The following is a 21,505-nucleotide window of genomic DNA, read 5'->3' on the forward strand; positions in this document are numbered from 1 at the left end:
ATGGAACTGATTTTTCTGGGTACGTCCGCGGGCGTGCCAACCCGCTCACGAAATGTGACGGCGATACTGCTGGATCTTAAACACCCCACCCGCGGCGGGCTGTGGCTGTTTGACTGTGGTGAAGGGACGCAGCATCAGCTGTTACACACCGCTTATCACCCCGGCAAGCTGGATAAAATTTTTATCACCCATCTGCATGGCGACCATCTGTTTGGCCTTCCCGGCCTGCTGTGCAGCCGCTCGATGGCCGGTAACGCCAACCCGCTGACGATTTATGGGCCTGCGGGTATTCGTGAATTTGTTGAAACCACGCTGCGCCTGAGCGGGTCGTGGACGGATTATCCGCTGGAGGTCGTTGAGATTAGCGAAGGCCTGATTTTCGATGACGGCGATTATAAGGTGAGCGCTCAGCCGCTCAGTCACCCTGTCGAGTGCTATGGCTATCGCATTGACGCGCATGACAAACCCGGCGCGCTGGACGCCGCCGCGCTGATGGCCGATGGCGTAAAACCCGGACCGCTGTTCCAGCGCCTGAAGCACGGTGAGACCGTCACGCTGGAGGACGGGCGCGTCATCAACGGTCAGGATTATCTCGCCGCACCGCAGCCCGGCAAGAAGCTGGCAATTTTTGGCGACACGGCCCCGTGCCGGGCGGCGCTCACGCTGGCCCAGGGCGTGGACGTGATGGTACATGAAGCGACCCTTGAAACGGCGATGGAAGAGAAAGCCAACGGCCGGGGTCATAGCTCCACGCGACAGGCGGCGCAGCTTGCCCGTGACGCGGGCGTCGGGAGGCTCATCGTCACCCACGTCAGCTCGCGCTACGACGCGCGGGGCTGTGAAAAGCTGCTGGCAGAGTGTCGCGCGCTGTTCCCGGAATGTGAGCTGGCCGAAGATTTCGCTCAGGTCAGCGTTTAGTCCTTCATTTTTCCCTCAGGATGCCGATAACGATTAAAAGGTCAGCATTTCTCTCGAGGGTAGAATGGATAATTTCCAGAAAGATATTGATGACAGGGCGAATCTGACCCTGTCGAACCGTTTTGAACTGTTGCTGTTCCGTCTTGGCACCTCTCTTAACGAAAATAAATCTGAGCTGTTTGGCATTAACGTCTTTAAGCTGCGTGAAATTGTGCCGATGCCGGAGTTCACGAAACCCGCCGGGATGAAATCACCGCTGATGGGAATGGTGAATATTCGCGATCAGGTGATCCCGGTGATCGACCTGGCCGCCGTGGCGGGCTGTAAGCCCACCACCGGGCTGAATATCCTGCTGATCACCGAATACGCGCGCAGCGTGCAGGCGTTTGCCGTGGAGTCGGTTGAGAACATCATGCGTCTGGACTGGAAGCAGGTGCACGCGGCGGAAACTGCCGTCAGCGGTCGCTACATCACCAGCATTGCGTGTCTTGATGAGAAGAGCGATACCAACGATCTGGCGATGGTGCTGGACGTTGAGCAGATCCTGTATGACATCACTCCGGCCAACCACGATCTGCACGCCACCAATCTGAAAACCACCAAATTCCATATCAAGCCGGGGGCGGTCGCCATCGTCGCTGAAGACTCCAAAGTGGCGCGCTCGATGCTGGAGAAAGGCCTGCAGGCGATGGAGATCCCGGCGCAGCTGCATATCACCGGCAAAGAGGCGTGGGAGAAAATTGGGGTTCTGGCCGCGCAGGCGCAGGCTGAAGGCGTTCCCATCACCGATAAGATCGCGCTGGTGCTGACCGACCTCGAAATGCCGGAGATGGACGGTTTTACGCTGACGCGCAAAATCAAAACCGACCCGGTATTGAAAGATATTCCGGTGGTGATCCACTCTTCCCTTTCCGGCAACGCCAACGAAGACCATATTCGTAAGGTGAAAGCGGATGGCTACGTCGCGAAGTTTGAGCTGAACGAGCTGTCGTCAGTGATTGAGGAAGTGCTGGACCGCTCGATGAAGAAGATTGACGGGCCGTTGATTAGCCGCAAACAGCTGGCTTAGTCGGGTGGCGCTTCGCTTACCCGACCTACAAAACCCGTAGGCCCTGCAAGCGTAGCGCCGCTGGGCAATAAAAAACCCGCCGAGGCGGGTTTTTTGTTTTTACATTAATGGCATCGCTCGCTGCACGATATCAATCAGCGGCTGCGGATAGATACCGAAGATCAGCACCAGCAGCGCGGAGATGAGAACCACAATACCGCCGGCGCTGTACTGCCAGTTGGTAGGGGCATCACGGTTGAGCTGCTGAGGCGCGCTCAGGTACAGGCTCACGGCCACGCGCAGGTAGTAGTAGAGACCAATCGCGGAGCCGATCACCACGCCCGCAGTCAGCCACCACAGGTGCGCCTGCACACCGACGGCCAGCACGTAGAACTTACCGATAAAGCCGAGCGTCATCGGGATACCCGCCAGAGAGAGCATCATCACCGTCATCACCGCAGACAGGATCGGACGGTGCCAGAACAGACCACGGTAGGAGAACAGTGAATCGGCATCCGGACCACGGTACGGGCTGGACATCAGGCTCACCACGCCGAAGGCGCCGAGGCTGCTGAACAGGTAACCGGCCAGATAGACGCCCACGGCTTCCATCGACATCTCACCGCTCTGCAGCGCAATCAGCGCCACCATCAGGTAGCCCAGATGAGAGATAGACGAGTAGCCCAGCAGACGTTTGATATTGGTCTGGCTCAGCGCCATCAGGTTACCGAAGATGATGGAGACGAACGCAATAATGCCCAGCACTACGCGAACCGCTTCGCTGTCACCCACCGGTGCGTACAGGAACAGACGCATAACCACCCCGAAGATGGCGATTTTGCTCGCCGTCGCCAGGAAGGTCGACACCGGCGCTGGCGCGCCCTGGTAAACGTCTGGCGTCCACAGGTGGAACGGCACCAGAGAGAGTTTGAAGCCAAGGCCAACAATCATCATGCCCAGACCCGCCAGCAGCAGCGGCTCATGCAGCATGCCGTCACCGAGGCTCTTGCCGAGCGCCATAAAGGAGAGGTTACCGGACTGTGCGTACACCAGCGCAATACCAAACAGCAGGAACGAGGACGCCGCCGCAGACAGGATGGTGTACTTGATGCTTGCTTCCAGGGAGCGCTTCTGGCGGAAGGCGTAACCAATCAGACCGAACAGCGGCAGAGAGATCAGCTCAATACCGAGGAACAGCGCGGCCAGGTGGTTCGCATTCGCCAGCAGAATGCCGCCCAGCGCGGCAATCAGAACCAGCAGGTAAAACTCTTCTTTGTTGTCGTTGTAGCCTTCGAGCCATGGGTACGCAAAGGTACAGGTTGCCAGGCTCGCCAGCAGCACCAGACCGGTATACAGCATGGCGTAACCGTCAACGCGCATCAGCGGGGTGACGTCCATCGCCCCACCCTGGCCAACAAACCAGAGAGAGACTAACGCGGCGTTCAGGCCGATGACCGACAGCGTGGCATTCAGGAAGTGATTGCGTCGCCACGCAATGGAGAGCATCACAACCACCACCGTCAATCCGACGATCAGCAGCGGTAGCAGCGCGATCAGTTGTTGTGGAGTTATTGTCATGGCGAATTACGGCCTTGTAGTAGAAACAGAATTAACAAACCACTGCTGGATATTGCCCATCGCGCTGTGCGAGGTATCCAGAATCGGCTGCGGGAAGAAGCCCAGCAGCACCAGCAGTACGACCAGCAGCAGGATGATGAACAACTCACGCAGCGACATCCCCGGCAGTTCTTGTGCAGCAATTTCGCTCTTCGCTTTACCGAAGTAAGCGCGGTGCAGCATCGCCAGCGAGTAGACGGAAGCGAACACCAGACCAAAGGTAGAGATCACGGTAATCACCGGTACCACTTTGAAGCTGCCGAACAGAATCATAAATTCGCCGACGAAGTTACCGGTGCCCGGCATCCCCAGAGTCGCCACTGCGAAGAACATGGAGAGCGCTGGCAGCCACTTAATTTTGCTCCACAGGCCGCCCATCATACGCATGTCGCGAGTGTGCAGACGTTCGTACAGCTGACCACACAGGATGAAGAGACCGGCTGCAGACAGACCGTGCGCAATCATCTGGATCACCGCACCCTGGTACGCCAGCTGGCTGCCGGTGTAGATAGCAATCAGCACGAAGCCCATGTGGGAAACGGAGGTGTAGGCAATCAGACGCTTGATGTCGTACTGCGTGAAGGCCATCCAGGCACCGTAGAAGATACCGATCACACCCAGCCACATGGCAATCGGTGCGAATTCTGCGGAGGCGTTCGGGAACAGCGGCAGAGCGAAACGCAGCAGACCGTAGGCCGCCGTTTTCAGCAAGATGCCCGCTAGGTCAACGGAACCCGCCGTTGGCGCCTGAGAGTGCGCGTCTGGCAGCCAGCCGTGCAGCGGAACCACCGGCATTTTCACCGCGAAGGCGATGAAGAAGCCCAGCATCAGCAGATATTCCACGCCGTGAGACATTGGGGTCTTCAGCAGGTCTTCGTAGTTGAAGGTCCAGGTGCCGGTCGCGTTGTGGTGAACAAACACCAGCGCCAGAATGGCAATCAACATCACCAGACCACTCGCCTGGGTATAGATGAAGAACTTGGTTGCCGCCGTGATACGCGTTTTACCGTCGGATGCCTTGTGGCCCCACAGCGCGATCAGGAAGTACATCGGAACCAGCATCATCTCCCAGAAGAAGAAGAACAGGAACATGTCGATGGCAAGGAACACGCCGATTACGCCGCCCAGGATCCACATCAGGTTCAGGTGGAAGAAGCCCTGGTATTTTTCGATTTCACGCCAGGAGCAGAGTACCGCCAGAACGCCGAGCAGACCGGTCAACACCACCATCAGCAGTGAGAGACCGTCAATCGCCAGGTGGATCGTAATGCCGAAACGTGGGATCCACGGCAGGATGAACTCAGACTGCCACTGCGGAATGCCCGCAGACTGGGTCAGTGAGTAACCGCCCTGCAACCACAGTTGCAGGCCAAGCGCGAGCGTCAATCCCATGGTGATCAGCGCGATCCAGCGCGGCATCTTCACGCCAAAGCGTTCAGTCTGCCAGCACAGGAAGCCGCCGATGAAGGGAATTAATATTAGCCAGGGTAGTAACATGGCGATTTACATTCCTTTTTAAGGCCCCCAGCAGGGGCCTGATTTTCAACGAATTCGAATAAAATTCACTTAACGATCAACGCAACACCATCAGCAGCGCCAGCACGACAACCGCACCGATGCTCATGGACGCCACATACCAGCGCAGGTAACCGTTCTCGCTGTACAGCAGGCCTTTGCCTGCAAAGCGGGAAAGGATCGCCGGGATGTTCATCAGGCTGTTCAGCGGGTCGCGCTTCAGCAGCCACGCGATGCCCAGGAACGGCTTAACGAAGATCATGTCGTACAGCCAGTCGAAGCCCCACGCGTTGTACCACCAGGTGCCCAGCAGGCGGCCCGGCGCACTGTTGGCCACGGCAGTGACCAGCGTACGTTTACCCAGCCACAGCCATGCGGCAATCAGGATGCCCGCGATAGCGACCACACCGGAGGTGATTTCAAGCGTCAGAACGCGACCGTGCTCAAGCTCGGTGGTGTCTGGCAGCACGCCCTGCAGCGGAGGCACAATCATCGCGCCAACGAAGGTGGACAGTACCAGCAGCACAATCAGCGGCAGGTGATGGGTAATCCCCTTCCCTGCGTGAGCGTGAATTTGTTCTTTACCGTGGAATACGATGAAAATCATACGGAAGGTATACAGGGAGGTCATGAACGCACCGACCAGACCCGCAACCATCAGATTGATATGACCATTCGCCATGGCACCCGCAAGGATTTCGTCCTTACTGAAGAAGCCCGCGGTGATCAGCGGCAGTGCCGCCAGCGCCGCGCCGCCCACCAGGAAGCAGACATAGACCAGCGGGATAGACTTACGCAGTCCGCCCATTTTGAAGATGTTCTGCTCGTGATGGCAGGCCAGAATCACCGAACCGGATGAGAGGAACAGCAGCGCTTTAAAGAACGCGTGCGTCATCAGGTGGAAAATGGCCGCGTCCCACGCCTGAACGCCCAGCGCGAGGAACATGTAACCAATCTGGCTCATGGTTGAGTACGCGAGAACGCGCTTGATGTCGGTCTGCACCAGCGCGGCAAAGCCTGCCAGCACCAGCGTGACCGCACCGACGATACCCACCAGATGCAGAATTTCCGGGGTCATCAGGAACAGGCCATGGGTACGCGCAATCAGGTAGACACCGGCGGTGACCATGGTCGCAGCGTGGATCAGCGCGGAGACAGGGGTTGGACCCGCCATCGCGTCGGCCAGCCATGTCTGCAACGGCAGCTGCGCGGATTTACCCACGGCACCACCCAGCAGCATCAGCGTTGCCCACCACAGCATGTTGTTGCCTGCGGCGAAGTGCGCTGGCGCCAGTTCCACCATTTCGCGGAAGTTCAGCGTGCCCAGTTCGTTGTAAAGAATGAACAGCGCGAAAGCGAGGAAGACATCACCCACGCGGGTCACGACGAACGCTTTCATGGCCGCTGCGCCATTCTTCGGATCGGTATAGTAGAAACCGATCAGCAGGTAAGAACACAGACCCACGCCTTCCCAGCCCAGATACATCAGCAGCAGGTTATCGGCCAGGACCAGAACCACCATGCTGGCGATAAACAGGTTGGTGTAGGCGAAGAAGCGGGAGTAACCCTCTTCACCGCGCATATACCAGGAGGCGAACATGTGGATCAGGAAGCCGACGCCAGTAACCACGGAGAGCATGGTCAGGGAGAGACCATCCAGCACCAGGTTGAAACCGATGTTGAAATCACCGACTGACATCCAGGTCCACAGCGGCACGCTGAAAGGCTGACGCCCGTTGTTAAAGAAGTCGATACCCGCATACGCTGTCACCAGCGCGGCCAGGCCAACAGAGCCCATGCCAACGGTTGCAGACAGATTCTCAGACCAGCGGCCGCGAGAAAACGCCAGCAGCACGAAGCCAATCAGCGGAAAAATAATGGTTAAGGCAAGCATGTTCATCCACGCAACTCACTTACTGAATCGATGTTCAGATTCTGGCGGCGACGATGGAGCTGCAGCAACAGCGCCAGGCCAATACTCGCTTCGGCAGCCGCGAGGCTGATGGCGAGAATGTACATCACCTGACCATCGGTCTGGCCCCAGTAGCTTCCGGCGACCACGAAGGCCAGCGCGGAGGCGTTAATCATGATTTCCAGCCCGATCAGCATAAACAGCAGATTGCGGCGGATAACCAGACCGGTCAGACCCAGAACGAATAAAATCGCAGCGAGGATCAGTCCATGTGTTAAGGGGATCATGCGCGCTCCTCCGTTTTTCTTTTCGCGCGGTCGTCAGTGCGGTTGCTCAGCACCTCGCCAGCACGCTCTTCGCGGCCAACGTGGAAAGCCACAACCAGACCTGCCAGCAGCAGCATTGAGGCCAGTTCCACTGCCAGAACGTATGGGCCAAAGAGCGTGATACCCACCTCTTTCGCGCCAATCGGCGTGCCGTCGATGCCCTGATCGTTAACACCCAGAATGGCGTAAACGATCACCACCAGCATGATGGCCGACAAAATTGCCGGGCCGATCCACACCTGCGGTTTTAACCACTGACGTTCCTGCTCAATTTCAGAGCCGCCCAGGTTCAGCATCATCACCACGAACACGAACAGCACCATGATGGCCCCGGCGTAGACGATGATTTCCAGCGCACCGGCGAAGTGCGCGCCCAGTGCGAAGAACACCCCGGAAATGGCCAGCAGCGAGATGATTAAGTACAGCAGCGCATGCACCGGATTGGTGTGCGTGATCACTCGCAGCGTAGCCAGGATGGCGATAAGGCCACAGATATAAAAAGCGAATTCCATTGCCCTCTCCTTAAGGTAACAGGCTCTTGACGTCGATAGGCTTAGCTTCGTTCTCTGCTTCGCCCTTATCTTTGCCGTCGATTGCCATACCCGCCATCCGGTAGAAGTTATATTCCGGGTATTTGCCCGGACCGGAAATCAGCAGATCCTCTTTCTCGTACACCAGGTCCTGACGCTTGTACTCACCCAGCTCGAAGTCTGGAGTCAGCTGAATCGCCGTGGTTGGGCACGCTTCTTCACACAGACCGCAGAAGATGCAGCGTGAGAAGTTGATGCGGAAAAACTCAGGGTACCAGCGGCCGTCTACCGTCTCGGCTTTTTGCAGAGAGATACAGCCGACCGGGCACGCTACCGCACACAGGTTACAGGCAACGCAGCGCTCGGAACCATCCGGGTCGCGCGTCAGCACGATACGGCCACGGTAGCGCGGCGGCAGATATACCGGCTCTTCCGGGTACATCCGGGTTTCGCGTTTGGCAAACGCATGCAGGCCGATCATCCAGATACTGCGTACCTGGGTACCGAAGCCTACCAGTAATTCTTTTAAGGTCATGGTCTATTGCCCCTTATGGCTGCTGCCAGAGAATGACAGCGGCCGTTACCAACAAGTTGACGAGCGTCAGCGGCAGGCACACTTTCCAGCCGAAGGACATTACCTGGTCATAACGCGGACGCGGTAACGCTGCGCGAATCAAAATGAACATCATCATGAAGAACGCGGTTTTCAGCGCGAACCAGATGAACGGCGGTAAGAACGGGCCATGCCAGCCACCAAAGAACAGCGTTACCATCAACGCGGAAATGGTGACAATACCGATGTACTCGCCCACGAAGAACAGACCGAATTTCATACCGGAATATTCGATGTGGTAACCGTCGGCCAGTTCCTGTTCGGCCTCTGGCTGGTCAAACGGGTGACGGTGACACACCGCCACGCCCGCGATGGCAAAGGTAATAAACCCAAAGAACTGCGGAATAACGTTCCAGATGTCGGCCTGGTTGTTGACGATGTCGGTCATGTTGAATGAACCGGCCTGCGCCACCACGCCCATCAGGGAGAGACCCAGGAACACTTCGTAGCTCAGGGTCTGCGCGGAAGCACGCATCGCACCCAGCAGCGAGTATTTGTTGTTACTGGACCAGCCTGCGAACAGTACCGCGTAAACCGCGAGGCCTGCCATCATCAGGAAGAACAGAATGCCGATGTTCAGGTCAGCGACCACCCAGGTTGGGCTGACCGGCACGATAGCAAACGCCAGCAGCAGCGAGGTGAAGGCGATCATCGGTGCCAGAGTAAAGATCACGCGATCCGAGAAGCGAGGGATCCAGTCCTCTTTAAAGAACATCTTGATCATATCCGCGACCAGCTGGAGTGAACCACCCCAGCCCACGCGGTTCGGTCCGTAACGGTTCTGGAACAGACCGAGCAGACGACGTTCACCAAAGCTCATGAACGCGCCGCAGGTGACCACCACCAGCAGGATAACAATCGCTTTCAGAATGCTCAGCAGGATGTCGATAAGATCCGGCGTTAACCAACTCATGCTTTTGCCTCCTGCAGATTATCAAGACGCGCACCCGCCAGAACCGGCGCGATGCCAGGCATACCCATCGGCAGACCGACCTGCCCTGCTGTCAGACTTTCAGAAATAATCAGCGGCAGGCTGATGGTCTGGCCGTCATAGCTAAAGGCGATGTTCGCACCCGCGTTAACGCCAAGCTTCGCGGCATCCGCCGGGTTAAGCTTGATGTACGGCTGCGGCATACGGGTCTGGAAGACCGGTGAACGCTGGGACAGCTCGTCGCTACCGAACAGGTGGTAGTACGGCGCAATACGCCAGCTACCGTCCTGCGCCTGGAAGCTCGCCGGTACGGTGGTGAAGAAGTCCAGACCGGTTTCGGAAGCTTCAATCAGACGCACGCCCGGATCGCCGTGGCGCAGGGAGCCGCCCACTTCAGCCTGGAACTTGTTCCATGCCTGCGGGGAGTTCCAGCCCGGTGCCCATGCGAACGGGATTTGCGAACGCGGCGCAGACGGCTGGTTGTTCCCTTCCATTGAGAAGGCGAACATGGTGTCTTTATCCTGCGGCTGGCGCGGTTCGTGCACGCTGATATTGGCGCGCATTGCGGTACGGCCGCTGTAACGGTGCGGTTCACGCGCCAGTTTCTGGCCGCGAATGCGGAAGCTCGCTTCAGGCGCGGCATCTTTAATGCCTGCCAGCTGAGGCAGTTTTTCCACCACCGCGTCGATAACGTGGTCGAGCTGCGTCCAGTCCACTTCACGGCTCTGCACAGTGCTGTGCAGGGAGTGCAGCCAGCGCCAGCTTTCCAGCATCACGGTGTTGCTGTCGTAGTAAGACGGGTCATAAACCTGGAAGAAACGCTGCGCGCGGCCTTCGTTGTTGATAACGGTACCGTCGCTTTCTGCGAAGCTTGCCGCAGAGAGCACCAGGTGCGCTTTGTCCATAATCGCGGTGCGCTGATGGTCAATCACCATCACCAGCGGCGCTTTGGAGAGCGCGGCGTCAACGCGAGCGGCAGAAGCATGACGATGCAGGTCGTTTTCCAGCACCACCACGGCGTCAGCGGCACCGGATTCCAGTTCGCTTAACGCAGCTTCCAGCGAGCCGCCACCAATCATGCCCAGACCAATGCTGTTCACCGCACGGGCAATCATGGTCACACCGACGTCAGCACCGCGGCCTTTCAGGGCTTTGGCCACGTTGGCTGCGGCCTGAATGATCTCTGCGCTACCGGCGTTGGTACCGGAAATAATCAGCGGTTTCTTCGCACCGGCCAGGGCCTGAACAATCACGTCAACCTTGTTTTGCAGGTCGCGATCCAGCTCAACGGCCGGTGAGTTGTTGTCCAGTGCGTGGGCAATGGCAAAACCAAGACGCGCCTGATCTTCAACCGGTGCGCAGTAGGTCCACGCCGCGATATCGTCCAGACGGGTATTGTCGACGTTGGTCACAAACAGAGGATGCTTCGCGCGCTGACCGATGTTCAGGATCGCCGCAATCTGCCAGTCTGCCACTTTTTGCGCCGCTGCCATTTCACGTGCTTTACCCTTCACCGCCTGACGAACCGCCAGAGCCGCGCGGGCGCCGGTCTGGGTCAGGTCTTCACCCAGCACCAGGACCGCATCATAGGATTCGATTTCGCGCAGCGCAGGGGTATGGATACCGCCTTCACGCAGCACTTTCAGTACCAGCTGCAGACGTTCCTGCTCGCCCTGGGCGATGCCGGTATAGAAGTTTTCCGCCCCGACCAGCTCGCGCAGCGCGAAGTTGCTTTCGATGCTGGCACGCGGGGAACCGATACCGATCACTTTCTTCGACTGGCGCAGAATATCTGCCGCGCCCTGCATCGCCTGTTCTGCGTTCAGGGTAATGAAATCGTCGCCACGGCGCTGAACCGGCTGACGCGGACGGTCTTTCAGGTTCACATAGCCATAGCCGAAACGACCGCGGTCGCACAGGAAGTAGTGGTTAACGGTACCGTTGTAGCGGTTTTCGATACGACGCAGTTCGCCGTAGCGCTCACCCGGGCTGGTGTTACAGCCGAGGGAACACTGCTGGCAGATGCTTGGCGCAAACTGCATGTCCCATTTACGGTTGTAACGCTCGGAGTGAGTTTTATCCGTGAAGACGCCGGTCGGGCAGATTTCTACCAGGTTACCGGAGAATTCGCTCTCCAGCACGCCGTCTTCCGGACGACCGAAGTAGACGTTGTCATGCGCGCCATACACGCCCAGATCCTGACCGTCTGCATAGTCTTTGTAGTAACGCACGCAGCGGTAGCAGGCGATGCAGCGGTTCATTTCGTGAGAGATGAACGGCCCCAGATCCTGGTTACGGTGGGTACGCTTGGTAAAGCGATAGCGACGGAAGCTGTGACCGGTCATCACGGTCATATCCTGAAGGTGGCAGTTACCGCCCTCTTCACAAACCGGACAGTCGTGCGGGTGGTTGGTCATCAACCACTCCACCACGCTTTCGCGGAACTGTTTGGCTTCTTCGTCATCAATCGAAATAAAGGTGCCTTCGGTGGCTGGCGTCATACAGGACATCACCAGGCGACCACGCGTGTCTTCCGCGTTTTGATATTGCTTCACCGCACACTGGCGGCAAGCACCGACGCTGCCCAGCGCCGGATGCCAGCAAAAGTACGGAATATCGAGGCCAAGAGACAGACAAGCTTCCAGCAGGTTGTCCGCCCCGTTGACTTCGTATTCTTTGCCGTCTACATGAATCGTAGCCATTAGCATGCTTCCAGTTGGCTCGGTCGAAACCGAGCGTTAATCAAAATTCTTGTCGTTACCAGCGCGCTTTAAGCAGGTTCGGCTGAATCCCATTGATCGCATGGGTATTGCTGAACGGCTGCTTGATGCCTGCTTCGAACTCGTCGCGGAAATATTTGATCGCGCTCTGCAGAGGTTCGACGGCACCCGGTGCGTGGGCACAGAAGGTTTTACCCGGGCCTAAGAATCGACACAGTTGCTCAAGTGTTTCGATATCGCCAGGCTGGCCTTCGCCACGTTCGATTGCACGCAGGATCTTCACGCTCCACGGCAGACCATCACGGCACGGTGTACACCAGCCGCAGGACTCACGGGCGAAGAACTCTTCCAGGTTACGCACCAGCGAGACCATGCCGATCTCGTGGTCGACGGCCATCGCCAGCGCCGTACCCAGACGGCTGCCTGCTTTACCAATGCTTTCGAATTCCATCGGCAGGTCAAGGTGAGCTTCGGTCAGGAAGTCTGTCCCTGCCCCACCCGGCTGCCAGGCTTTGAATTTCAGGCCATCGCGCATGCCGCCGGCGTAGTCTTCAAGAATTTCGCGCGCGGTGGTACCGAACGGCAGTTCCCAGACGCCAGGATTTTTCACGCGACCGGAGAAGCCCATCAGCTTGGTACCGGCATCTTTGCTTGAGGAGATGCCCTGATACCACTCCACGCCGTTCGCGAGAATAGCCGGAACGTTACACAGGGTTTCGACGTTGTTTACGCAGGTCGGTTTCCCCCACACGCCGGAGCTGGCCGGGAACGGTGGCTTGGAACGCGGGTTCGCGCGGCGGCCTTCCAGGGAGTTAATCAGCGCGGTCTCTTCACCGCAGATGTAACGCCCGGCACCGGTGTGCACGAACAGTTCGAAGTCAAACCCGGTGCCCAGGATGTTTTTGCCCAGCAGGCCCGCTTCGGTGGCTTCGGCAATCGCGCGACGCAGGTTTTCCGCTGCTTCGATGTACTCACCGCGCAGGAAGATGTAGCCACGGTACGCTTTCAGCGCAAACGCGGAGATCAGCATGCCTTCCACCAGCAGGTGCGGCAGCTGCTCCATCAGCAGGCGGTCTTTATAGGTGCCCGGCTCCATTTCATCGGCGTTACACAGCAGGTAACGGATGTTCATGGATTCGTCTTTTGGCATCAGGCTCCACTTCAGACCAGTGGAGAAGCCCGCGCCGCCGCGGCCTTTCAGGCCAGACTCTTTTACCGCGTTAACGATGTCGTCCGGCGCCATGCCGCCAAGGGCTTTACGCGCACCGGCATAGCCGTTTTTGCTCTGATATTCGTCGAGCCATACCGGCTGTTTGTCATCACGCAGACGCCAGGTCAGCGGATGCGTCTCAGCAGTACGAATTACAGTTTTCATTTGTACTGCTCCAGCAGGTCAGGAATCGCTTCCGGCGTCAGATGACTGTGAGTGTCCTCATCAATCATCATGGTCGGCCCCTTGTCGCAGTTACCCAGGCAGCAGGTTGGCAGCAGAGTAAAGCGACCATCGAACGTGGTCTGGCCCGGCTTGATATTGAGCTTCTTCTCAATCGCAGCCTGAATGCCCTGATAACCGGTGATGTGGCAGACCACGCTGTCACAGTAGCGGATCACATGGCGGCCTACCGGCTGACGGAAGATCTGGCTGTAGAACGTGGCTACGCCTTCTACGTCACTTGCCGGAATACCCAGCACTTTCGCGATCGCATAGATCGCCCCATCCGGCACCCAACCACGCTGTTTCTGTACGATTTTCAGCGCTTCAATGGACGCCGCACGCGGGTCTTCGTAGTGGTGCATCTCGTGCTCAATGGCGGCACGTTCTGCTTCACTCAGCTCAAAAGCCTCGGTTTGTGGTTGTTGATTCTCGTGCATAATTAGCGGTCCACATCTGACATAACAAAATCGATACTACCCAGATACACAATCAGGTCGGAGACCAGACTGCCGCGGATGGCGGACGGGATCTGCTGCAGGTGCGCAAAGCTCGGCGTACGCACGCGGGTACGGTAGCTCATGGTGCTGCCGTCACTGGTCAGGTAGTAACTGTTAATACCCTTGGTCGCTTCAATCATCTGGAAGGATTCTTGCGCCGGCATGACCGGACCCCAGGAAACCTGCAGGAAGTGGGTGATCAGGGTTTCGATATGTTGCAGCGTGCGCTCTTTCGGCGGCGGCGTCGTCAGCGGGTGATCCGCCTTGAACGGGCCTTCCGGCATGTTGTTGAGGCACTGCTCAAGGATGCGCAGACTCTGGCGCAGCTCTTCCACTTTCAGCATCACGCGGGTGTAGCAGTCGGACACGCCGCCGCCCACCGGGACTTCAAAGTCGAAGTTCTCGTAGCCAGAGTAAGGACGGGCTTTACGCACGTCGAAATCAATACCGGTTGCGCGCAGACCTGCCCCTGTCGTCCCCCACTCCAGCGCTTCTTTCGCGCCGTAGGCAGCAACGCCCTGGGAACGGCCTTTCAGGATGGTGTTGCGCAGCGCGGCTTTCTCGTAAGACGCCAGACGTTTCGGCATCCAGTCGAGGAATTCACGCAGCAGACGGTCCCAGCCGCGCGGCAGATCGTGTGCCACACCGCCGATACGGAACCAGGCCGGGTGCATACGGAAACCGGTAATGGCTTCTACCAGATCGTAGATTTTCTGACGGTCGGTAAAAGCGAAGAAGACCGGGGTCATCGCGCCGACGTCCTGAATGAACGTGGAGATGTACAGCAGGTGGCTGTTGATACGGAACAGTTCTGACAGCATGACGCGAATCACGTTAACGCGATCCGGCGTAACGATACCCGCCAGTTTCTCAACGGCCAGCACGTATGGCATTTCGTTGACGCAGCCGCCGAGGTACTCGATACGGTCGGTATACGGAATGTAGCTGTGCCAGGACTGACGCTCGCCCATCTTCTCAGCACCACGGTGGTGATAACCGATGTCAGGCACGCAGTCGACAATCTCTTCGCCGTCGAGCTGAAGAATAATACGGAATGCACCGTGCGCAGACGGGTGGTTTGGACCGAGGTTGAGGAACATGAAGTCCTCGTTGTCGGTACCGCGCTTCATGCCCCAGTCTTCCGGTTTGAAGGTCAGCGCTTCCATCTCCAGATCCTGCTTGGCTTTGGTCAGCTCAAACGGATCGAATTCGGTGGCACGTGCCGGGTAGTCTTTACGCAGCGGGTGGCCGGTCCAGGTCTGCGGCATCATGATGCGCGTCAGGTGCGGGTGGCCGTCAAAGGTCATGCCGAACATTTCCCAGGTTTCACGCTCGTACCAGTTGGCGTTCGGGAAAAGTTTGGTGATCGTCGGCAGATGCATGTCGTTTTCAGACAATGCCACCTTGAGCATGATATCCGTATTACGGTCTATTGAGATCAGGTGGTAGAAAACGGAAAAATCCGCAGCAGGGAGACCCTGGCGGTGCGTTCTGAGACGTTCATCCATGCCGTGTAAGTCAAACAGCATGACGTACGGTTTTGGCAATTTCTTGAGGAAATCGACAACTTCCAGCAATTGTTCACGCTTCACCCAAACAACGGGTACCCCGGTGCGGGTAGCCTGAACAGTAAAGGCATCCGGCCCAAAACGGTTGCGCAGTTCGCCAATGACTGGGTCATCCAGATGATCCCGGGTCTGCCAGGCGGCTTCTTGCGCGGTTAAGTCGGTCATATTGTTCACCATTGCAAATGGTCCGTGGTGACTGTTGAGCCTGGCTTCGCGCTATTTGAGTAGTGATATGCGAAGGTGTTCTCCAGGCCTACAGGCGCAAATTAAATTTCGTCAGGCGTACGCAGATTGGTGACGGCAATACGTTCACCACGTTTACGCTCGCGCTCAGACTGCATGTTCGCGCGATACACACCCTGATCGCCAACGACCCACGACAGTGGGCGACGTTCTTTACCGATAGACTCCTGCAGCAGCATCAGCGCCTGCATGTAGGCTTCCGGACGAGGCGGACAACCCGGGATGTACACATCCACTGGGATAAATTTATCTACGCCCTGTACGACGGAATAGATGTCGTACATACCGCCAGAGTTAGCACATGCACCCATGGAGATAACCCATTTTGGCTCCAGCATCTGGTCATAAAGACGCTGAATAACAGGTGCCATCTTGGTAAAGCAGGTACCGGCTACCACCATCAGGTCAGCCTGACGTGGAGAAGCACGCAGTACCTCTGCCCCAAAACGCGCAACGTCATGCACCGCAGTGAATGACGTCACCATTTCAACGTAGCAGCAAGAAAGGCCAAAGTTGTAAGGCCAGATGGAGTTCTTACGACCCCAGTTGACCATATCGTGCATGGCATGTTCGAGTTTGCCCATGTACACGCTTTTATTGACTTCTTGCTCCAGGGGGTCGGTTACGATCTCCTGTTTTTGCAGGGGGTAACGGTCATTCTCACCGTTAGGATCTATGCGGGTGAGCGTATAATCCATCTTATTGCCTCGCTGTTACTGCTGACGATTAGAGATACTGTTTTCCGGGTTGATGTGTTCACGACGTGAACGCGCAGGCGTCCAGTCAAGCGCGCCAATACGCACCAGATAAACCAGACCGGCCAGTAGCACTAAAATGAAAATTGCGGCCTCGACAAAGCCCACCCAACCACTTTCGCGAATGGAGGTCGACCATGCGAAAAGGTAAAGCGCTTCCACGTCGAAGATGACGAAGAACATGGCTACCAGATAAAACTTGGCAGACAGGCGTAAGCGAGCGGTACCTACTGAATCAATACCTGATTCGAAAGGTGTGTTTTTGTGCCTTGCACGGGCGCGACCGCCCAGGAACCAGCCGCCGACTAACATCAGGCAGCACAGGCCAATGGCTACAATAAGAAAGATTGCGAATGCCCAGTGATGAGCGATGACTTCTGTGGATGTTGACATACTCATTGCTTACTCATCAAAAGTGATACCAACGACACTGCTCTTGCTGGCAGATGGGCATCACATCGATTCATGGGGAGGAACAAATAACCTTACACTAACTGTCAGAAATGAGACGTAGACAGCAAAATGATGGGGTTTTTTACTCCTTTCTATAACCTATTGTCAACTTTAACAAAGGTTTCTTCACATTAAATTACATCGAGCGATTCTCATTAACATTTGGTGCCCTTTAACCCTGGTGGGTTCATGACTTTCCGTCAAATGTATGTTGTTGAATCGTGTCCGTTTCGGAAGTAAAAAAAATAACCCTCCTATTTTGACAGGATTTGCCAACGATTCCTCCCCCCAAATAGGAGTATTTTCTTGATCTGCGACACGCTTTTGTTAATTCAACCTGGAAAACGGCAACATATTTCCTGTTTTTTTAACATAGGAGGGATGTGGATGACGTTAGAACGGAAAGCGGACAAGTTTTAGACAAAAGCATTTAGTTCATTGATAAATATAGAATATCCTTAAAAACCACGCACCATAAGAGGGTATTTTTGCTAAAAAAAAGCCACTGCATGTGAAAATCACACGAGTGGCTTTTTTTTACACTTACATTTTGTTACCAGAATTTTGAGCTGGCGATCACTCAAAATCCCCTTCAACGATCAGGGAGTCATCCCCCCCTTCGGAGGTAACGCGCTCGAACTGCCATGGGTTATGGTAGTTTTCCATCGCCTCGAACACCACCTTCGCCAGTTCGTTATGACTGGACGAATTGTGGCAGAGCAGATACTCCGTATCCGGCAGTGCAGGCAGGCCATCGGATTTGCCCAGAACGCGCAGATCGGGGCTCATCATTTCTACCGGACGGGCGGTGACACCCAGACCGGCTTTCACGGCGGCACGCACCGCTGGCAGCGTGGATGCCACATACGCCAGACGCCACGGAATATTGGCCTCATTCAGCGCCGTCAGTACCATATCGCGGAACGGGCTCGGGTCATCCAGCAACACCAGCGGCACCGGCTCCCCTTTTTGCAGAACGTATTCGGCCGCGCAATACCAGTGCGTAGGCGATGTACGCAGCGTCAGACAGTCAAACTGCCCGGGACGATGCGTGGTGACCACCAGGTCGACTTTATTCTCATTTAACATCTCAACCATAAAAGCATTACGCTTTACGCTCACGTCCAGCGCAAGCTTCGGATAAACCGAACTAATACGATTGAGAAGAAACGGCAATATAGTATCCGCCGACTCATCAGATGCACCTAACGTTAGCACGCCCTGAAGGTTGCTAAACATTAATGACATACATGCTTCATCATTAAAGCGAAGAATTTTCCTGGCATAACCCAGAAGCTGAATACCGTGTTCCGTTAAGAGCTTATTACGCCCGTGACGGGCAAAAAGCTCTTTACCAACCAGTTGCTCCAGCCGCTGCATTTGCTGGCTGACGGCGGACTGAGTTCGGCAAACGGCGGCAGCAGCTGCTGCAAAAGTGTTGAGATCGGCGACCGCAACAAACGTTCTCAGCAGATCGAGGTCGAGATTCATTATCGGACGATTTGCATTTATCATATCTATTCACTTTCAGGTTGCTCGTGCGGAGCTGCCCGGGTTGAAGCTGTGTGTGTACAGTTAAGCAATTCCCTCTGAAGATTTTCCCTCGCATCCCGGCCCGGCAGACTGCCTGACAGATAGTTATTGTGCTGCTTTATATCAACAGTCAGAAAGCACGTTTCATGACGATATTTTTATTCTCTTAAACGTTCAGGATATTTAGATGTTCGCAGGTTTATGTAAATTACATTAAAGGTATAACACCTTTTCTGCCATCTGTATCGCAGCGCTGTCAACGTAGCAGGAGATGTGCGACACATTCCAGCCAGAGATAACTCTAACAATAACAATCAATTAATTCGGAAAATCAGGGTCAGATATACAAAAAACGTGCATCTGCCCTCTGCTTTCCTGGAAGACATCTTAACCCAAATCCACTTTATTTATAAGTCTTATTGCAATATTAAGGATTAAAGAAGAATGTTAAGCTTCTAAACTAATTTTATTAAAATTAACTAAAGTTGCATTTTATAGGTTAATAATAAATAAATTTTAATTTAGATTAAGACCATTCATTAATGGCACTTAACATTAATTTCACATGGGTAACTTTTATCCACAGTATGCTATTACAGAAACAGGTATCAAGCATTCAGGTTTTACGAAAAGTCACTCAGGGTGACTGCCACCGCTGTCAAGCTCACCACTTATTTTTAACAGCACATTATACAGTATTTTGGTAAATGAATAGCACATTTAACCTAAGCTCTCGCGATGCGCACAACTTTAAGACAGTGAAAAAGCGTACCCGCAGCGAAAAAGATTCATCAAAAATTTGCACCCCGCACAAAATCTTCTACTGCACACCCTTCAAAACGAAGCGAGGGGGGAGTACATTATTCCGTGCTGACTTCCACGGCAGGGAGCGGCAATAATAGCGAAAAGGTTAAAGGTTCATGTCCCCTATCGAAAAATCCAGCAAGCTAGATAACGTCTGTTATGACATCCGCGGCCCGGTTCTGAAAGAGGCAAAACGCCTTGAAGAAGAGGGCAACAAGGTTCTGAAACTCAACATTGGTAACCCTGCGCCATTTGGTTTTGAAGCGCCGGATGAAATTCTGGTTGATGTGATCCGCAACCTTCCCACTGCACAAGGCTATTGCGATTCAAAAGGACTTTACTCCGCACGTAAAGCCATCATGCAGCACTACCAGGCACGTGGTATGCGCGATGTTACCGTTGAAGATATCTATATCGGCAACGGCGTCTCCGAACTGATTGTGCAAGCCATGCAGGCCCTGCTGAACAGCGGGGACGAAATGCTGGTCCCTGCGCCGGACTATCCGCTGTGGACGGCTGCCGTGTCGCTGTCCAGTGGTAAAGCGGTGCACTATCTGTGCGACGAATCCTCTGACTGGTTCCCGGACCTGGACGATATTCGCGCAAAAATTACGCCCCGCACGCGCGGTATCGTCATTATTAACCCGAACAACCCGACGGGCGCGGTCTACTCAAAAGAGCTGCTGATGGAGATCGTCGAGCTGGCGCGTCAGCACAACCTGATCATCTTCGCCGACGAAATTTACGACAAGATCCTGTACGACGCGGCGCAGCACCACTCCATCGCCGCGCTGGCCCCGGACCTGCTGACCGTCACCTTTAACGGCCTGTCCAAAACCTACCGCGTGGCCGGTTTCCGTCAGGGCTGGATGGTGTTAAACGGTCCGAAAAAACACGCCAAAGGCTATATTGAAGGGCTGGAGATGCTGGCCTCCATGCGTTTATGCGCCAACGTTCCGGCACAGCACGCGATCCAGACCGCGCTCGGCGGCTATCAGAGCATTAGCGAGTTTATCGTGCCCGGTGGTCGCCTGTACGAACAGCGTAACCGCGCGTGGGAACTGATTAACGATATCCCGGGCGTCTCCTGCGTGAAGCCGAACGGGGCGCTCTATATGTTCCCGAAAATTGACGCGAAGCGCTTCAATATTCACGACGACCAGAAAATGGTGCTCGATTTCCTGCTGCAGGAAAAAGTGCTGCTGGTTCAGGGGACGGCTTTTAACTGGCCGTGGCCGGATCACGTGCGTATCGTGACGCTGCCGCGCGAAGATGACCTCGAAATGGCCATCAGCCGCTTCGGGCGCTTCCTCTCCGGATACCATCAGTAACATTGCCTTTCGGCCGGGTGGCGCTTCGCTTACCCGGCCTACACAATCCGCAAATTTGCATCTTGCCTCCCCTCCCCGCACAATGAACGCCTGTCGCAGTGAAGACAAAAGGTAACCTATGAGTCAGAGTCATTTCTTTGCCCACCTCTCCCGCCTGAAACTCATCAACCGCTGGCCGCTGATGCGCAATGTTCGCACGGAAAATGTGTCAGAGCACAGCCTGCAGGTTGCGATGGTCGCTCACGCGCTGGCCGCCATTAAAAACCGCAAATTCAACGGTCAGGTCAATCCAGAGCGCATCGCCCTGCTGGCGATGTACCACGATGCGTCAGAAGTGCTGACCGGCGATCTGCCTACGCCGGTGAAATATTTCAACTCGCAAATTGCGCAGGAATATAAGGCCATCGAGAAAATTGCCCAGCAGAAGCTGATTGAGATGGTGCCCGAAGAACTGCGTGATATCTTCGAGCCGCTTATCAACGAGCATCAGTACACGGAAGATGAAAAGTCGCTGGTCAAACAGGCCGACGCGCTGTGTGCCTATCTGAAGTGTCTCGAAGAGTTGTCCGCAGGGAATAACGAATTCCTGCTGGCGAAAACGCGCCTGGAAAAAACGCTGGAATCCCGCCGCAGCGAAGAGATGGATTACTTTATGCAGGTGTTTGTACCGAGCTTCCATTTATCGCTGGATGAGATCAGCCAGGATTCGCCACTCTGATTTTCGCCCAGCGGCGCTGCGCTTGCAGGGCCTACGGG

At 55.6% G+C, this 21,505-nt stretch carries 18 protein-coding genes; 4 read left to right on the forward strand and 14 right to left on the reverse strand.

Going from position 1 to position 21,505, the window contains the following annotated elements:
- Positions 1 to 918, forward strand: coding sequence for a ribonuclease BN (gene rbn / locus ABFV38_RS15270; RefSeq protein ID WP_235401958.1), 918 nt, complete (start codon positions 1 to 3; stop codon positions 916 to 918).
- A 64-nt stretch (positions 919 to 982) separates the two neighbouring features.
- The gene (locus ABFV38_RS15275; RefSeq protein ID WP_032652809.1) at positions 983 to 1,987 is read left to right on the forward strand and encodes a chemotaxis protein; all 1,005 of its coding nucleotides are present in this window, start codon (positions 983 to 985) and stop codon (positions 1,985 to 1,987) included.
- A 99-nt stretch (positions 1,988 to 2,086) separates the two neighbouring features.
- On the opposite strand, the gene nuoN is transcribed toward ABFV38_RS15275, so the two are convergent.
- The 14 genes from nuoN to lrhA form a co-directional block, all read right to left on the reverse strand.
- Entirely contained in the window at positions 2,087 to 3,544 is a 1,458-nt protein-coding gene (gene nuoN / locus ABFV38_RS15280) for an NADH-quinone oxidoreductase subunit NuoN (RefSeq protein WP_024908971.1), read from the reverse strand.
- Between the two features lie 6 nt (positions 3,545 to 3,550).
- On the reverse strand, positions 3,551 to 5,080 hold the full coding sequence (gene nuoM, locus ABFV38_RS15285; RefSeq protein WP_008500214.1) for an NADH-quinone oxidoreductase subunit M: 1,530 nt from the start codon (positions 5,078 to 5,080) through the stop codon (positions 3,551 to 3,553).
- A gap of 76 nt (positions 5,081 to 5,156) precedes the next feature.
- Positions 5,157 to 6,998: an NADH-quinone oxidoreductase subunit L gene (gene nuoL, locus ABFV38_RS15290; RefSeq protein WP_023325763.1), complete on the reverse strand. Its 1,842-nt coding sequence runs from the start codon at positions 6,996 to 6,998 to the stop codon at positions 5,157 to 5,159.
- Positions 6,995 to 7,297 (reverse strand): NADH-quinone oxidoreductase subunit NuoK, encoded by a 303-nt coding sequence (nuoK, locus tag ABFV38_RS15295; protein ID WP_003861496.1) that lies wholly within the window; start codon positions 7,295 to 7,297, stop codon positions 6,995 to 6,997. The genes nuoL and nuoK overlap by 4 nt, the downstream gene beginning before the upstream one ends.
- On the reverse strand, positions 7,294 to 7,848 hold the full coding sequence (gene nuoJ, locus ABFV38_RS15300) for an NADH-quinone oxidoreductase subunit J (RefSeq protein WP_008500212.1): 555 nt from the start codon (positions 7,846 to 7,848) through the stop codon (positions 7,294 to 7,296). Before nuoJ ends, nuoK begins: the two co-directional genes overlap by 4 nt.
- Positions 7,849 to 7,858: 10 nt before the next feature.
- The gene (gene nuoI, locus ABFV38_RS15305) at positions 7,859 to 8,401 is read right to left on the reverse strand and encodes an NADH-quinone oxidoreductase subunit NuoI (protein WP_003861491.1); all 543 of its coding nucleotides are present in this window, start codon (positions 8,399 to 8,401) and stop codon (positions 7,859 to 7,861) included.
- Between the two features lie 13 nt (positions 8,402 to 8,414).
- Complete coding sequence (gene nuoH, locus ABFV38_RS15310; protein WP_008500211.1) at positions 8,415 to 9,392, reverse strand: NADH-quinone oxidoreductase subunit NuoH; 978 nt, start codon at positions 9,390 to 9,392, stop codon at positions 8,415 to 8,417.
- The gene (nuoG, locus tag ABFV38_RS15315) at positions 9,389 to 12,112 is read right to left on the reverse strand and encodes an NADH-quinone oxidoreductase subunit NuoG (RefSeq protein ID WP_021241554.1); all 2,724 of its coding nucleotides are present in this window, start codon (positions 12,110 to 12,112) and stop codon (positions 9,389 to 9,391) included. The genes nuoH and nuoG overlap by 4 nt, the downstream gene beginning before the upstream one ends.
- Before the next feature lie 55 nt (positions 12,113 to 12,167).
- On the reverse strand, positions 12,168 to 13,505 hold the full coding sequence (gene nuoF, locus ABFV38_RS15320; RefSeq protein ID WP_008500209.1) for an NADH-quinone oxidoreductase subunit NuoF: 1,338 nt from the start codon (positions 13,503 to 13,505) through the stop codon (positions 12,168 to 12,170).
- Positions 13,502 to 14,002 carry an NADH-quinone oxidoreductase subunit NuoE gene (gene nuoE, locus ABFV38_RS15325; protein WP_008500208.1) on the reverse strand — a complete coding sequence of 167 codons (501 nt, stop codon included), beginning with the start codon at positions 14,000 to 14,002 and terminating at the stop codon, positions 13,502 to 13,504. The genes nuoF and nuoE overlap by 4 nt, the downstream gene beginning before the upstream one ends.
- A 2-nt stretch (positions 14,003 to 14,004) precedes the next feature.
- A complete protein-coding gene (gene nuoC / locus ABFV38_RS15330) occupies positions 14,005 to 15,807 on the reverse strand; it encodes an NADH-quinone oxidoreductase subunit C/D (RefSeq protein ID WP_023312537.1) in 1,803 nt (600 codons plus the stop codon).
- 89 nt (positions 15,808 to 15,896) lie between these two features.
- Positions 15,897 to 16,571 carry an NADH-quinone oxidoreductase subunit NuoB gene (gene nuoB / locus ABFV38_RS15335; protein WP_003861482.1) on the reverse strand — a complete coding sequence of 225 codons (675 nt, stop codon included), beginning with the start codon at positions 16,569 to 16,571 and terminating at the stop codon, positions 15,897 to 15,899.
- Between the two features lie 15 nt (positions 16,572 to 16,586).
- A complete protein-coding gene (gene nuoA, locus ABFV38_RS15340) occupies positions 16,587 to 17,027 on the reverse strand; it encodes an NADH-quinone oxidoreductase subunit NuoA (RefSeq protein WP_006176516.1) in 441 nt (146 codons plus the stop codon).
- A gap of 630 nt (positions 17,028 to 17,657) precedes the next feature.
- Positions 17,658 to 18,596, reverse strand: a complete 939-nt coding sequence (gene lrhA, locus ABFV38_RS15345; RefSeq protein WP_021241557.1) for a transcriptional regulator LrhA — start codon at positions 18,594 to 18,596, stop codon at positions 17,658 to 17,660.
- 938 nt (positions 18,597 to 19,534) lie between these two features.
- Between lrhA and alaA the strand changes: the two genes are divergently transcribed.
- Both alaA and yfbR read left to right on the forward strand, forming a co-directional pair.
- On the forward strand, positions 19,535 to 20,749 hold the full coding sequence (gene alaA, locus ABFV38_RS15350) for an alanine transaminase AlaA (protein ID WP_008500204.1): 1,215 nt from the start codon (positions 19,535 to 19,537) through the stop codon (positions 20,747 to 20,749).
- Positions 20,750 to 20,867: 118 nt separating this feature from the next.
- Positions 20,868 to 21,467 carry a 5'-deoxynucleotidase gene (gene yfbR, locus ABFV38_RS15355; protein ID WP_008503531.1) on the forward strand — a complete coding sequence of 200 codons (600 nt, stop codon included), beginning with the start codon at positions 20,868 to 20,870 and terminating at the stop codon, positions 21,465 to 21,467.
- The last annotated feature ends 38 nt before the right edge of the window (positions 21,468 to 21,505 follow it).

It is taken from the genome of Enterobacter cloacae complex sp. Mu1197, from assembly GCF_040059225.1.
Classification (GTDB): domain Bacteria; phylum Pseudomonadota; class Gammaproteobacteria; order Enterobacterales; family Enterobacteriaceae; genus Enterobacter; species Enterobacter quasiroggenkampii.